This is a genomic window from Opitutia bacterium (assembly GCA_016217545.1).
GTDB lineage: Bacteria > Verrucomicrobiota > Verrucomicrobiia > Opitutales > Opitutaceae > Didemnitutus.
On sequence record JACRHT010000004.1, the window covers coordinates 1 to 14094 of the forward strand.

At 65.8% G+C, this 14094-nt stretch carries 12 protein-coding genes; 3 read left to right on the forward strand and 9 right to left on the reverse strand.

Annotation, left to right across the window (positions count from 1 at the left end; translation table 11 throughout):
* Nucleotides 1-179: 179 nt before the first annotated feature.
* Together HZA32_03785 and HZA32_03790 are read left to right on the forward strand one after the other, a co-directional pair.
* A complete protein-coding gene (locus HZA32_03785; protein MBI5423180.1) occupies nucleotides 180-665 on the forward strand; it encodes a hypothetical protein in 486 nt (161 codons plus the stop codon).
* A 54-nt stretch (nucleotides 666-719) separates the two neighbouring features.
* The gene (locus tag HZA32_03790) at nucleotides 720-1274 is read left to right on the forward strand and encodes a hypothetical protein (GenBank protein ID MBI5423181.1); all 555 of its coding nucleotides are present in this window, start codon (nucleotides 720-722) and stop codon (nucleotides 1272-1274) included.
* A 524-nt stretch (nucleotides 1275-1798) separates the two neighbouring features.
* Here HZA32_03790 and HZA32_03795 read toward each other — a convergent pair.
* The 3 genes from HZA32_03795 to HZA32_03805 form a co-directional block, all read right to left on the reverse strand.
* The gene (locus HZA32_03795) at nucleotides 1799-2428 is read right to left on the reverse strand and encodes a LysE family transporter (protein MBI5423182.1); all 630 of its coding nucleotides are present in this window, start codon (nucleotides 2426-2428) and stop codon (nucleotides 1799-1801) included.
* Nucleotides 2429-2633: 205 nt separating this feature from the next.
* Nucleotides 2634-4070, reverse strand: a complete 1437-nt coding sequence (locus HZA32_03800; GenBank protein MBI5423183.1) for an FAD-binding protein — start codon at nucleotides 4068-4070, stop codon at nucleotides 2634-2636.
* Nucleotides 4071-4142: 72 nt separating this feature from the next.
* Nucleotides 4143-7619, reverse strand: a complete 3477-nt coding sequence (locus tag HZA32_03805) for an MFS transporter (GenBank protein ID MBI5423184.1) — start codon at nucleotides 7617-7619, stop codon at nucleotides 4143-4145.
* 150 nt (nucleotides 7620-7769) lie between these two features.
* On the opposite strand from HZA32_03805, the gene HZA32_03810 reads away from it, so the two are divergent.
* Nucleotides 7770-8231 carry a hypothetical protein gene (locus HZA32_03810; GenBank protein ID MBI5423185.1) on the forward strand — a complete coding sequence of 154 codons (462 nt, stop codon included), beginning with the start codon at nucleotides 7770-7772 and terminating at the stop codon, nucleotides 8229-8231.
* Here the strand turns inward: HZA32_03810 and HZA32_03815 are convergent.
* The 6 genes from HZA32_03815 to HZA32_03840 form a co-directional block, all read right to left on the reverse strand.
* The gene (locus HZA32_03815; GenBank protein MBI5423186.1) at nucleotides 8228-8872 is read right to left on the reverse strand and encodes a hypothetical protein; all 645 of its coding nucleotides are present in this window, start codon (nucleotides 8870-8872) and stop codon (nucleotides 8228-8230) included. The genes HZA32_03810 and HZA32_03815 overlap by 4 nt on opposite strands.
* Before the next feature lie 165 nt (nucleotides 8873-9037).
* Nucleotides 9038-10042, reverse strand: a complete 1005-nt coding sequence (locus HZA32_03820) for an AAA family ATPase (protein MBI5423187.1) — start codon at nucleotides 10040-10042, stop codon at nucleotides 9038-9040.
* A gap of 189 nt (nucleotides 10043-10231) precedes the next feature.
* The gene (locus HZA32_03825; GenBank protein ID MBI5423188.1) at nucleotides 10232-11320 is read right to left on the reverse strand and encodes an ABC transporter ATP-binding protein; all 1089 of its coding nucleotides are present in this window, start codon (nucleotides 11318-11320) and stop codon (nucleotides 10232-10234) included.
* Nucleotides 11317-12120, reverse strand: coding sequence for an ABC transporter permease (locus tag HZA32_03830; GenBank protein MBI5423189.1), 804 nt, complete (start codon nucleotides 12118-12120; stop codon nucleotides 11317-11319). Before HZA32_03830 ends, HZA32_03825 begins: the two co-directional genes overlap by 4 nt.
* 91 nt (nucleotides 12121-12211) lie before the next feature.
* Nucleotides 12212-13234 (reverse strand): spermidine/putrescine ABC transporter substrate-binding protein, encoded by a 1023-nt coding sequence (locus HZA32_03835; protein MBI5423190.1) that lies wholly within the window; start codon nucleotides 13232-13234, stop codon nucleotides 12212-12214.
* On the reverse strand, nucleotides 13231-14073 hold the full coding sequence (locus HZA32_03840) for an ABC transporter permease (GenBank protein MBI5423191.1): 843 nt from the start codon (nucleotides 14071-14073) through the stop codon (nucleotides 13231-13233). The genes HZA32_03835 and HZA32_03840 overlap by 4 nt, the downstream gene beginning before the upstream one ends.
* Nucleotides 14074-14094 lie beyond the last annotated feature (21 nt).

The window sequence follows — 14094 nt, forward strand, 5'->3', positions numbered from 1 at the left end:
CGCCGAGGGCCCACGGCACCGAACCAAAGACAGCAAAATGGTGAACCATTTTAAACTTACCCCTCGACACGCCTTCTCATGGAAGACGCCAGAGCCAACGCCGACATCCGTCACGCCTCGTGCTGACGCACGAGGCGCGCCGGCTGCCGTCGTGGCTCATCTTTGACGTTGGGCAAAACATGAAAAAGATCGCCGCCGCTCTGCTGTTTGTCGCGATGGGTGTTTCGGCTTTCGCGTGTCGCTGTGGCGACAGGCCAGCAATTTTAGATGCGACCGCAAAGGCCGATGCGATATTCGTCGGGAGAGTTACGAAGCTATCGATTGCTTATCGCAAGTTCGACGACGTCGACGGCTATCGCGAGGTCATTGAATGCGAGTTTCGCGTTACCGTAGGCTTGAAAGGCGTCGAAGCAAAAGAAGAGCAGAAGATGGTGGTCACGAGCTCTGCCGGCCCTGCTTGCGGCTACCCCTTCCGAATTGGAGACGAGTATTTGGTCTATGCTCGCCGGCACGCGCAGGAACTTGAGACGGATATTTGCACTCGCACCCGTCCCCGTGTGATCGTCGACGAGAAGCAGGATTTCAGCGACATCTCCAAGATCAAAGCGGACGATGCATTGCAGACTGAAGTTCCTCTGATTCGCGAGGCGCTAGAAAGAAAGTGAAGAAGAGCCCAACCAGTCCTCACAGCCAACTCCGCGGAGCTGACGCTCCCCTGCGTGGCTGACCTCAAACGTTGGGCAAAAACGATGGATCTCCTCGATTGGATCGCCGCAAGTAAGGAACTCAGGTTTGTCGCGGATCGCGACGAGGCGGATGTGCGCGCACGCTTCGCGGAGTTTCGCACACGAGGCTTCATTACGGACTTCACTGATTTGCCAGTCGTCGCAGAAAAGAAAGGCGGCAAGATTATGCTTTCGCGGAAGTCTTCCTTCTTCGGCCGCTCAGGCATTCGCTGCGTGGTCCGCGTCCTGCCGAAGCAAAGCGGTTGTTCGCTTCATGTGCGGCTCTGGCATGAGCCGCTTCTCACCGCTTGGTTCTGCATAAGCTACGGTTTAGCCGCGATTGTTGTGCTGGCATCCATCGGTGCCTTTTTCCTGCAATCTGGGCATACGGAAGGAGTCGCGACGCTCGTTGCAGGTGCCGTTGCCGCCGCGGTCTGGGCGGTCGTCACCGGGGCGTTCAACGCTCTGATGCGCGTCCAGCAGAAAGCGCGGCTCGATGAGTTCACGGCCATTCTGTTTTCGATAGCGAAGGAAGATCCCAACCAGTAGGAATGAGAAGGCGTGAGAGGTCCGCGTCGCTCAATGAGCGGTGCGGTTCTACTCTCCGCCTTATGAACACAAACGAACTGACGATTGGATTGGATCTCGGGGACCGCCGGCATCAAGTGTGCGTCCTCAGTGCCTTGGGTGAGATCATCGCCGAGTAAGTTTTGCCCAACACCCGCGAGTGCCTCAGCGCCTACGCCGCGCGTTATCCGGGTGCGATGATCATCATGGAGACGGGCACGCACAGTCCGTGGGTCTCGCGGCTACTCGAGTCGGGCGAGAAGATCGAAAGCCTGCGGTTCAAGGACGCTACGCACGTTACCGTATTTCTGTCGGCACCAGGCTTCAGCATTCACGGCGGACCGTTCATAGAAGCAGTCTGGGACCGAGGAGAGTGGAAATTCGGAGACCGATGGTCGCTTCTATGAAACCGCAAAAGAGCCGATCCAGCCGGCACAGACAACTCAGGGGCTGCGCCCCGTCGTGTCTGACCTCAAACGATCGGACGCGGAATGATGAACCGCCGTTTAGCTCAGTTTCGCCAGCACCAGCGCCGCAGCGAAGGCCAGAAACACCACGCCGAGCGCGCGATCGATCCAGTGGCCGTGGCGGAGGAAGCGGCGGCGGACTTCCGTCTGCGTGAACAGCACCGACACGAGGCAGAACCACGCCATCGTCGCGAGCATCAGCCAGGCACCGTAGCCGAACTTGAGCAGCGAAGGCGTGCTCGGGCTCACGCGCAGGGCGTAGAGCGCGATGAAGAAGAGCGCGGCCTTCGGGTTGAGCACGTTGACGATGAAGCCCTGCATCCACGCCGCGCCGTTCGTCGGCGCGACGTCGCCTTCGGCCAGATCGAGGTCGCCGTTGCGCGGCTGGGCCCGCAGCGCCTGCACGCCGACCCACGCGAGATAGGCCGCGCCGAGATATTTCGCGATGTTCAACGCCGTGGGCGAATCACGGAGCAGCAGGCCGAGCCCAAGTGAGCAGTAGCCGACGTGGAAACCGATGCCGCACCCGATGCCGATGCTCGCCCACACGGCGACGCGGCGCCCGTGCGCGAGGCTCTGGCGCAGCACCAGCGCGAAGTCCGGTCCCGGACTCGCGACCGCGAGCGCGTGCGCAACGACGATCGTGAGAAATTCAGGCCAGTAATTCATGAGCGACTTCCCAACTGTCAGTGCGAGGAGGGCGCGAAGCGCGCGACGAAGCGATTCCGCTGGATCGCCACGCCCAGCTGCGCCGGCCTCGCGATGACAAGACTGGTGATTCGGCGACCGCCGTCACGGAGCCGCACGCATGCCGCGAGTTTGGCGCCGCCAGGGACGGCGGCGCCCACCTTCAGGTTTCCCTCGCTCGCCGCACTCACTTGTGGTCCCACGGGAAGGAGACGGCGAGTTTCTGGAACTTCCAGATGCGCACCGGCTCGAACATTTTCCCCGGATTGCAGATGCCGCGCGGGTCGAGCGCGTGCTTCACGGCCTGCATCGCCTTCACCTGCGCGGGCGAGTGCTGGATGCGGAGGAACGGCGTTTTCGCGAGGCCGATGCCGTGTTCACCGGAGATCGCGCCGCCGAGCGCGACGACCGTTTCCATCAGCGTCTGCACGGCGTCCTCCGCGCGCTTCGCCTCGGCGGCGTCGGCGCGGTGATACATGATGTTCACGTGCAGGTTGCCGTCGGCGAGGTGGCCAAACGTCGGGATCGCCAGCCGCGAGCGGCGCTTCAGCTGCGCGAGGAAGCGCGCGAACTTCTCGTAACTGCGCATCGGCACGACGATGTCCTCGTTCAGCTTCGAGTCGCCCAGCTCGAACATCGCGCCCGAGCATTTGCGACGCACGGCCCACAGTTCCTCGGCCTCCTCGCGGCTCTTCGCCTCGCGGAAACCGAGCGCGTGTTCCTGCGCCCACGCGAGCACGGTGGCCTTCACGTCCTCGATCTCGGCGGCACCGCCGGCAAACTCTAGCAGGATCACCGGGCGGCCGGCCTGACCGGGAAAGATGGTGGTCTTCATCGCGCGCTCGGCGCACACGACGCTCTCGCGGTCGAGAAACTCGCAGATCGCGGGCATCACGCGTTGGCGGAAGAGCGCCTTCGCGGATTTCAGCGCGCTCACCTCGTCGGCGAACGACGTGAGCAGCGTCCAGCGCGCAGCGGGCTGCGGAAGGAGCTTCAGCACGGCGCCGGTCACGATGCCGAGCATGCCTTCGCTGCCGATCCAGAGATCGCGCAGGTTGAAGCCCGCGGAAAATTTCTTCGTTGCCGTGCCCCACTCCACGAACTCGCCCGTCGGCAGGAAGCCGCGCAGCGCCACGACGAAATCGCGCGTCACGCCGTATTTGCCGCCGTGCATGCCGCCGGCGTTGCAGGCGATGTTGCCGCCGATCGTGCAATAAGCCTTCGACGACGGATCGAGCGGGAAGAACCAGCCGAGCTTCGCCGCCGCTTCCTGGATCGCCTGCGTCGTCGCACCCGCTTGCGCGGTGGCGAGTCCGGCGTCGGCGTCGACGGTGACCTTCTTCAACGCGAGCATGTCCACGACCCAGCCGCCACGCACCGGCGCCGCGGAGCCCATGAGCGTCGTGCCGCGTCCGCGCACCGTCACCGGCACGCGATGTTTGTTGGCGAGTTCGAGGACGACGCCCACCTCGCGTTCGGCGCGAGGTTTGATCACGGCGGCCGGCATGAAGGAGACCTTGCTGCTGTCGAACGACGCGGCGAAGCGCCCCTTCTCCGACACATCGACGCGCGCGCCGAGGCGGCGTTTCAACTCACGGGTGGCAGCGGCGTAGTTCTCCTTCATGGGAGGCGAAGGGATACGCGTGCGCCGGCCGCCGCGCAAGCGCTCGCACCGTCACGTGGGGCGCTGTGCCGGTCAGCCCGCCTCGCCCTTCGCCAGCTCGATGGCGAGCGTGCGGCAGCCTTTGAGGTCGGTCTTGCCGGTGCCGAGCATCGGGATTTTGTCCACGCGACGGATGATGCGCGGCACCCAGAGGTTGGGCAGGCCAGCTTCGAGGAGCTTCGCCCGCACGTCCTCGGCGGAGACCTCCATCGTGGTCAGCAACACGAGCGCTTCGCCCTTCGTGGCGTCGGGGATGCCCGTGACGACCGCCGTCGGGCCCTCGTTCTGGTCCCAGCCGAAAAGCTCCGCGATGCGGGCCTCGACTGTGCCGTGCGGCACCATTTCGCCGCCGATCTTGGAGAAGCGCGAGAGTCGGCCCTCGATGTAGACGAAGCCGTCGTCGTCCATGCGCCCGAGGTCGCCGGTGACGAACCACTGCCCGGGTCGGATCGCGCCGGCGGTTTTTTCCGGATCCTTCAGGTAACCCGGGAAAACATTCGGGCCTTTCAGCCAAAGCATGCCGGTCGACTCCATCGGCAACTCGACGCCCGTATCCGGATCGACGATGCGCGCCGTCATGCCCGGCAGCAGACGTCCGACGGAGCCGGTGCGCTTGCCGTTCTGGTGTTCGGCAGTCGATGTCGTCACCGGCGGGTGGTGCTGGTTCACGCTCGCGACCGGCGTGGTCTCGGTGAGCCCGTAACCCTGGAGGACCTCGATATTGAACTGCTGGAGGAACGCCTCGTAGAGATCCATCGGGAGCTTCTCGGCGCCCGTGACAACGAGGTCGAGCGACGCGAGTTCCTCCTTCGTCGCCTTCTTGAGCAGCGGCCGCACGAACGTCGGCGCACCGACCAACACCGTCGCCTTTTCGTCGCGGATCGCCTCGACGATTTTGCGCGTTTCGAGCGGGCTCGGGAGGGTGACGACTCGGCAACCGCGCAGGATCGGATACCACACCGTGACGGTGAAACCGAAGGAGTGGAACACCGGCAGGCAGCCGATCAGCGTCGCCGTGTTGGGCAAAATCGAGAGCGAGGAAATCTGCGCGCAGTTCGAGAGGATGTTGCGGTGCGTGAGCACGACGCCCTTCGGCTCACCCGCGCTGCCGCTGGTGAACAACAGGCCGGCCTCCTCGTTGTCGCCGTAGCGCGGCAGCCCGAGCAGGTCGGCGATCCACTGGTTGGGCAGCACGTAGGCGGCGATGAGCCAGGGCAGGATCGCCTTCTTGCCGCCCATCGCCTCGATCGTCTTCTTGAAATCCCACGTGTCCTCGGGGAACGGGAAATTCGGGATCTTCGCCCGCATCGCGTCGGCGCTGATGACCGTTTTAATTTCGCCGATGCGCATCGCGGCCTCGACGGCGGCGCGACCGACGGTGAAGTTCAGGTTCACGGGCGTCTTGCCCGCGCAGGCAACGGCGAGATTCGCGATGTGCGCGCCCGCGCCCGGCGGCAACACGATGCCGACGCGCTTTTCGGGGACGTGCTTCCGGATGTGGCGCGAGAGCGCGGCGGCGACCGCGAGCAATTGCGCGGCCTTGACCGGCCGGCGCTCGGCCGTGCGGTCGACCACCTCGACGTGGTTCGGGCGCTTCGCGAGCGCGCGCACGCACTCGCGCGCGAGGTGGCGCTTGAGCGACGGACGCTCCTGGAAGGCCTGTTCGCCCAGATCGAGCAGCGCGCGGCGCGCCGTGCCGACCGAAATTTGGTCCGGCCCGATGCTTTCACCGAAAATCACGCACACGTGCGTCGGTTTCAGGCGGGGCGACTTCCAGAGGTATTTGTTGCCCGCGAAGGAATACACCGAGCCCCACAGCCCATCGATCACCGCCGGCACGACCGGCGCGTGCGCCTGGCGCGCGATGGTCTCGAAGCCGCGCTTCAGCTGCATGAGCTGGCCGGTGCGCGAGATCGCGCCCTCGGGGAAAACGCACACGAGTTCGCCGTCCTTGATCGCATCGACCGCCAGGCGGATGCCCTTCATCGGCTTGTCCGGCGCCACCGGAATGACCCCGGCCGCGCGGAACAGGTAGCGCACGACGCGGCTCTTCGCGAGGCCCGCGAACGCCACGAAGCGGATCGGCCGCGGCGAGGCGATCTGCAGCACGACGGCGTCGACGTAGCTCAGGTGGTTGCAGACGATCAGCGCGCCGCTCGAGGGCAGGTTCTCGCGCCCCCGCGCTTTCACGCGATAGAAGAACGGGCCGAAGAATCGCATCACCGTGCACACCGTCTGGTGCGGCAGGTGATACAGCGCATAGATCGTCATCAGCGCCGTCAGCACCGCGAGCACGAGGAACTGCGTGCGCGCCGAGAGCCGCAGCATGCCGTCCGTCGCGAGCAGCCAATAAACGCCCGAAGCCAGCAAACCAGCCGTGCTATCCAAGAGGCTCACGCCCGCCAGCACCCGGCCGCGGCGATGGTCGCCCGCGCTCTTTTGGATGAACGCGTAGAGCGGGACGAGAAACAGGCCGGACGCGTAGCCGGCACCGATGAGCAGCGTGATGTAGGGACTCAGCCAGAATTCGCGCCCGCTCAAGGCGAAGGACGCGGGCGGTTGCGAAATGCTCAACGCCGCGAGGCATCCCGCGAGCAGCAAGCCACCGATCGGCGCCAAGCCCATCTCGATGCCGCGCCGCGAGAACAGGCCCGCGAGCAGATTGCCGGTCATCGTGCCGACGCCGACCATCAGCATCATGAGGCCCTGCACCGCGCCGGTTTGCGGACCGCCGGCCTGATGTTCGAGCGCCACCTGCGGCACGAGCAGCGCGACGTAGCCGCCGACGCCGTAGAAGAAGCAGATGCCCAGCGTCGAACGCCACAGCGGCTTCTCGCGCCAGACCTCGGCAACATCCCGGAAGTGGCGGAACCAGAGCGACGGCGCGTAGGGTTCCTGCGACTGGGCCGGGGTCGGTGCCGCGAGTTGGAACGCGGCCCACGCGACGACCGAGAGCACGCCGAGCAGGATCGACACGTTCAGCGCGGCCGTCCAAGCGGCGCCCGTCGCCACCAGCCAGTGACTGAACAGCTGGCCGCCGGCCCAGAGGCCGACGAGGATGGCGGTGACGTTGGCCATCTCGGTGAGCCCGACCCAGCGAGAGAGTTTCTCCGGTCCCGCGTATTCGAGGATGATGCCGCGCTTCGCCGGGGCGAGGATCGCGGTCTGCACGGAAAGCAGGAAGAAGCAGCCCAGCGCCGCCGCGAGCGAGTGCGCCCAGCACGACGCGATCAACAGGACGACGACACCGACCTGCAGGACCAAGGCCGCGTTGAAGACGTCGCGCTTCGAAAAACGATCCGACAACCACCCGCACACCGGTCCGAACAGAACATACGGCGCCACCAACAAACCGCTGATCAGCGCCGTGGTCAGTTTCGCATCCCAGCCGGCGGTGCGCGCGAGCTGTTGCGAAAGCGAGATCAGCATCATCTTCGCCGCACAATCGTTGAAGGTGACCTGAGCCTGCGCGCCCATCAGGACGGCAAGCGAAACGCGGGGTGATTTCATGCTGGGGACGCCGAGAGCTGAGCGGTTGCGCGCGTCCCCGGCAAGCCTGAGCTCGCCGGAATGGTCAACCATGGGAGGGCTGCCAGAAGGGCGCATTCCTCCTCCGACCAGCGCTTGCGCCACGGCAGCCCCCGATCGAGCTCGCCGAGCATGATCGATCGTCCCGCTGCGCATCGAACAACGGATCTCGAGTGGTTTGGCATGGCGCTGCCCGCCGGGTTCTTAGCGTCGTTCTTTGCCTCGCCGCTTTTCGCGGTGCTTTTGGCGCTTTCACTCGGGGCCTTGGCGGCCGCGTGCTCCGCGGCTTGGCGGCGGGAACCCGTGGCGGCGTGGCTGGCGGTGCCGGCCGCAGGTGTTTTCGCGCTCGTCGCCGGCTCGTTTGTCCACGGTTTCGTCCGCCACCCCGACATGCGCCCGATGGCGCGGGTGCTGGAAGGCGGGGCAGAGGCACTGGCGGTCGTTTGTGCGAACGGGCAGTTGCCGTTCGAAGGGGCAGCACCACTCGCGCCGTGGTGGCACGTGGCGGTGGCTTGGGTCGTGTTCTCGATCGTGGGAATGTTCGTCTGCCGCCTCGACGCGAAGCGTAAGACGCCGTCCCCGTCCAACGCTTAGGCTCGCCGCTCTTTCCAACCGCGCAAATCCCGCGCGAGCGCGCCGAAGCCGTGGGGAAAATCGTTCTCGAGCCGGCGGACGTCGCCGCGGTGGCGGGAAACCTCCTCGACGGCGCGCTTGATTTCCCACGGCAGCGACGGGCGCGTCGTGCCGTAGACGCGGGCCTTCAGATCGCGGCGCGTGAACGTCGGCGCGCCGTTCTGCTGGCCTTTGATCCACGCCGCTTCGGTCACACCGTCGTCGCGACCGCACAGCAGCCACGCCTCGATGGCGGGCACGGCGACGCCGATCGCGCGCAACGGCGAGCGGCGGCCGTGCGCGGGCGGGAGGTTTTTCATCGTGCGCCGAAAGACTGCGCGCAGACGGCAGATGCGGCAGAGCGGATGATGATAGCCCGGAGTCTCATGCTCCGGCGTGTGCACCGGCGAGTCGTCGGAGTCGCACACCACGACGAGCCCAAGCGCATCGGTGTTGAAATGGAGATGTCGAAGGATCGGCGGCAGCACCTGCTCGACCGACGGCCAGCCGCGCGCGCGCAGCGACGGCGTGACCAGCGAGAAGGGTTCCGCGAGCACGTAACCCACGAGCACCTTCAACGCGGCCTCGTCGCCCGGCGATTCGCTGAGGATCGCGAGTCTCATGGACAGAGATGAGCCCACGAAACACACGAATCACACGAAAACCTTGGGCAGGACGTCGCGTTACGTCTGCGAAGCTGAAACGAGACTGCGACAGGGCGCACGCGAGACGAATTTTCTCCGAGCAAGTGCTTTCGTGTCATTTCGTGTGTTTCGTGGGCAAATTCCTCACGCTTCGTCCGGCGTGCCGCCGAGGATGCCGCTATACCAGAGATCGCCAAGGTTCGACTCGCTGAGCAACTCGCGCAGGTCATCGCGCGCCGAGAGCCGCTCGAAAGTCGCGGAGCGGCCGTGCTTGTTGGCGAGCACCACCTCGTCCGGATGATCCTTGAAAAGGTCGAGCAGGTAGGGCGAATGCGTCGTGGTGATCACCTGCACCGGCGCGCGCGTCTCGCCGAAGTCGTGCGGGTAACTCAACCGATAGAGGGCATCGCGAATCTCGCGCAGCATACGCGGGTGCACGCCGCGGTCGGCTTCCTCGAGGCAGACGACCGCCGGCGGCTCGGGGGCGAACGCCAGCGTCAGGATCGCGAGCAGGTAAAGCGTGCCTTGGGAGAGCGAGTCGGCGGGCACGGCGTCGCCGTTCACGCGCGCGAGCAACTCGACGCTGGCCGCATCGGGGTGGCGGAACTCGAGTCCTTTGAACTCGGGCACGATGCGCCGGAATTCCGTTTCGAGTCGCTCGAGCGTCTCGGGCGTGTGCTGGCGCCAGTCGGCGAGCACGGCGGCGAGGTTGCCGGCGTTGGAGGCGAGTTCGCGGCCCTCGTCGCGTTTGGCGGGCACGGCCATCGCGTAATGGTCGAGCAGGAACCCGCGCATCGTGAGCAGGCGCGCGCGAAGCTTTTCCCACAGCTGCTCGCCCGGATCGCCCGGCGGATGCTGCACCACCAGCGTGTCGCAGACGAGCTCGTCCGGGGCGCAAGCGGAGATGACACGCAGACCGTCGAATGGCGGAAGGAAACGGAACTCGATCTCCGGTCCTCCAGCCTGCGCGTGTTTGAGCTCGCGCGTGCGCGAGGCGGGCAGCGCGGCGAGCGTGCGGAGGCGGAGGAGCGCCTGGATGAGGCTCGTCTTGCCGGAGCCGTTGGGGCCGATGACGAGATTGAAGGGCTCCAAGCTGACCGTCGCCGAGCGCAGCGCCTTGAAGTTCTTGAAGTGGACCGAGGCGATCACGCTTGGAGCGTAGCCGGGCGATCGGCTTTCGCCAGTTCGGAGTGCGAAGGCTCGGCGGCGGACTGCGAGCTGGCCCGCGCGCGGTTCGCGGGCGGGCACGGTTTTGGGAGAGGCGCGAGCGAGCTCGCCGCCTACGGAAGACGCCGGTGAATCTTCAGTCACCGGCGTTGAGCGGGGCGGAGCCCTGCCCTACTCGGCGTGCACGACGACGAGGTCGCTCGCGTGCAGGGCGACCCAGACGCGTTCGCCGCGGCAGATGGATTCGTTGAGCGCGCTTTCGTTGGCGAGGAGCGCGTTCAGCTCGAGGCCGCCGTCGAGGTGGAGTTCGAGGTAATCGGTCGGGCCTTGGAAAACTTCCTCGTCGACCAACGCCGCGAACGCGTTGGCGGCGTCGGGGCGCGACTTCGACACGGCGACTTTCTCCGGGCGGATGGAGACGAGCAGCTTCTTGGCGCTCGCGGGCACGCCCGGAGCGGCGAGTTGCAGTTCGAGCCCGCACGCCAGACGCGCCGAGGTCACGGCGCCGAGAAGGTCGCGGCCGGTGATCGTGGCCTCGAGCAGGTTGGATTGCCCGAGGAAGTCCGCGACGAAGGCCGAAGCGGGATGATGATAGACGTCCACGACCGGACCGATCTGTTCGATGCGTCCGCCTTTCACGACGACGACGCGGTCGCTGAGCGTGAGCGCTTCCTCCTGGTCGTGTGTGACGAAGATGAAGGTCATGCCGAGCTGGCGCTGCAGGCGTTTCAACTCGAGCTGCATCGCGCGGCGGAGCTTGGCGTCGAGGGCGGAGAGCGGCTCGTCGAGGAGCAGCACCTTGGGCTGCGGCGCGATGGCACGCGCGAGCGCGACGCGCTGGCGCTGGCCGCCGGAGAGCTGGTGCGGCTTGCGATCGCCGAGCCCATCGAGGTCGACGAGGTCGATGGCTTCGGCCACGCGGCGCGCGATCTCATCGGCGGGCTTGCGCTCCATGCGGAGGCCGAAGGCGATGTTCTCCGCCACGGTGAGGTGCGGGAAGAGCGCGTAGCTTTGGAAAACCTGGTTCACCGGCCGGCGATAGGGCGGCAGCGTCGTGACATCCACGCCGTCGATGAGCACGGCGCCGTCATCCGGCGTCTCGAAGCCCGCGATCATGCGCAGCATGGTCGTCTTGCCGCAGCCCGATGGTCCGAGCAGCGTGAGAAATTCGCCGGACTCGACCCGCAGATCGACCTGATTGACGACCGTCACGGTGCCGAAGCTCTTGGTCACGCCCCGCAGTTCGACGCTGGCGCTCATGAGGCGGCCTCCGTCGAGCGGTCACGTTGGAGCAGCCAGTAGGCGAGCGCAAAGAGCAGCAGGAACACGACGCCGAGCGCCGCGCCGAAGGGCCAGTCGCGCGCCTGCGTGAACTGGTTCTGGATGACGTTGCCGATGAGCGGGGTCTTGGCGCCGCCCATGAGGTCGGTGATGGCGAACATGCCGATCGCCGGCACGAACACGAGCAGCGTGCCCGCCGCGATGCCCGGTGCGGTGAGCGGGATGATGACCTTGGAAAACACGCGCAGGGGACCGGCGCCGAGATCGTGCGCGGCCTCGATGAGATCGCCGGGCAGTTTTTCGGCGCTGGTGTAGATCGGCAGGATCATGAAAGGCAGGTAGGCGTAGACGAGGCCGATGACGACGGCGGTCGGCGTGTAGAGCAAATCGAGCGGTCCGAGCCCGAGCGGCAGGAGGCGCAGCAGGCCGTTGAGCAGGCCTTCCTGCTTGAGGATGGTGATCCACGCGTAGGTGCGCACGAGGAAGCTCGTCCAGAACGGGATCATCACGAGGAGAATCAGCCGCTGCCGCCAAGCCTCACGCGCGCGCGCAATCGTCCACGCCACGGGAAAGCCGACCACCGCGCAAATCGCGGTCGTGAGCGCCGCGTAGCCGATCGAACGCACGAACACGCGCATATACACCGGCTCGGCGACGCGGTGGTAGTTTTCCCAAGTGAACGAGAACACGATGCGCCCGAGTTCGTCGCGCTCGCAGAAGCTATAGACGATGAGGATCGCGGTGGGCACCACCACGAAGGCCGCCAGCCACACGAGCATCGGCGAGAGCAACAGCCACGCGAGCCAGCCGGGACGGCGCTGGCTCGACGGGGTGGAAGTTGCGGCGGGCAGGAAGGCCAAGGACGGAGCGTTATCGGCTCTTCAGGTCGGTCACGAGGCGATCGATCTCGCCGGCGGCCTTGCCGATGTCGCGGAAGGACTCGAGCCTCAGCGCACCGTTCGGGTAGCTGGCGTAGTTCGCGAGTTCGTCGGCGCTGAGCAGCTTGCGGGCACCCGCGTTCGGGTTCGTATAGGGGAATTTCTCGGAGATGAGCTTCGAGACTTCGGGGCGGAGGATGTAGTTGATGAATTTGTGCGCGGCGGCCTTGTGCGGCGCGGTGGCGGGGATCGCGAGAACGTCGAGCCATTGGTGCGCGCCCTCGGACGGGAGCACGTATTTGAACTTCTTGTTCTCCTTCCAGAGAATGGCGGCCTCACCGCTCCAGACCACGCCGAGGTCGACGTCGCCGTTGAGCAGCGCGGTCTTCGGGCTGTCGGAGTCGTAGAGTTTGATCAGCTTCACCCATTCGGCGACGACGGGGCGGGCCTTCTCGAGCGCGGCGGCGTCGATCTGGTTGACGGGCAGGCCGAGCGTGTTGAGGGCCCAGCTGACGATCTCGCGCGTGTCGTTGAGGACGACGATGCGGTCCTTGAACTTGGGTTGGAAGACGTCCTTGTATCCTTTGATGTCGTCTTTCACGACCTCGGTGTTGACGACGATGCCGACGGTGCCGGCCATGTAGGGCACGGTGAACTGGTTCTTCGGATCGTGCGCGCGGCCGATGAAGTCCGCCGCGATGTTCTTCCGGTTGGGCACGAGGTCGGCGTCGATCGGCGCGAGGAGTTTCTGGCGAATGAGCACCTCGGCGGTGTAGTCGGACGGCTGGATGAGATCGTAGGCGGCGCCGCCGGCGACGAGCTTGGCGAGCATTTCCTCGTTCGAGGCGTAGGTCTCGAAGTTCACGGCGATGCCGGTCTCCTTCGTGAAGCCGTCGATGACTTCCTGCGGGACGTATTCGGACCAGCCGAAGAGGTTGATCTCCTCCTTGGCGGAGGCGAAGAGCGCGGCGGCAGAAGCCGCGCCGAGGACGAGTGCGCTGCGGATCAATTTCATGAGGGTTGGGAGGAAGGGGCCGAAGAGCCGCGGCCCAGGCGGCGCAGATAATGGGAGAATACCACGACCGTAATCGTGACGAGCACGAACAGTGCCGAGAGCGCGTTCAGCATCGGATTGAGGCCGACCTTGGCCATGCCGAAGACGCGAACGGGCAACGTCGCGGACGAAGCGCTCGTGGTGAAGAAGGTCACGATCAGCTCGTCGAGCGAGAGCGTGAAGGCCATCAACGCACCCGCGATGATGGCGGGACGCAGGCTCGGCAGGATCACGAGCCAGAACGCCTGCAACGGCGTCGCGCCGAGATCGAGCGCGGCCTCCTCGAGCGCCGGGTCGAGGTCGTGGAGGCGCGCCTGCACCGCCACGAGCACGAACGGGAAACAGAAAGTGACGTGCGCGATGATGACCGTCGTGAAACCGAGCGAGAGATCCACGGCCGCGAAAAGGATGAGCAGGCTGATGCCCATCAGCACTTCCGGCACGACCATCGGGATGGTGAAAAGCGTCTGCACGGCCCGTGCGCCGTGGTAGCGGTAGCGATGCAGCAGCCACGCGCCGAGCGTGCCGAGCACGACGGAAAACACGGTCGTCGCCGCCGCGATGACGAGGCTGTTGTAGGCCGCGCGCATGAGCGGCGCGTTGTCGAACAGTTGGACGAACCAGCGAAACGTGAAGCCGGTCCACACGACGTTCAGCCGCGAATCGTTGAACGAATAGGCGACGAGCACGAGGATCGGCACGTAGAGAAACGCGAACACCAGCGCGGTCCATCCGCGCAGGAACCACTCCATCGCCCGCAGGCCGGTGAAAGAAGAACGGGTTGGCTTCGCTGCCGCCATTTCGGTCCGCAGTGTGGTGCG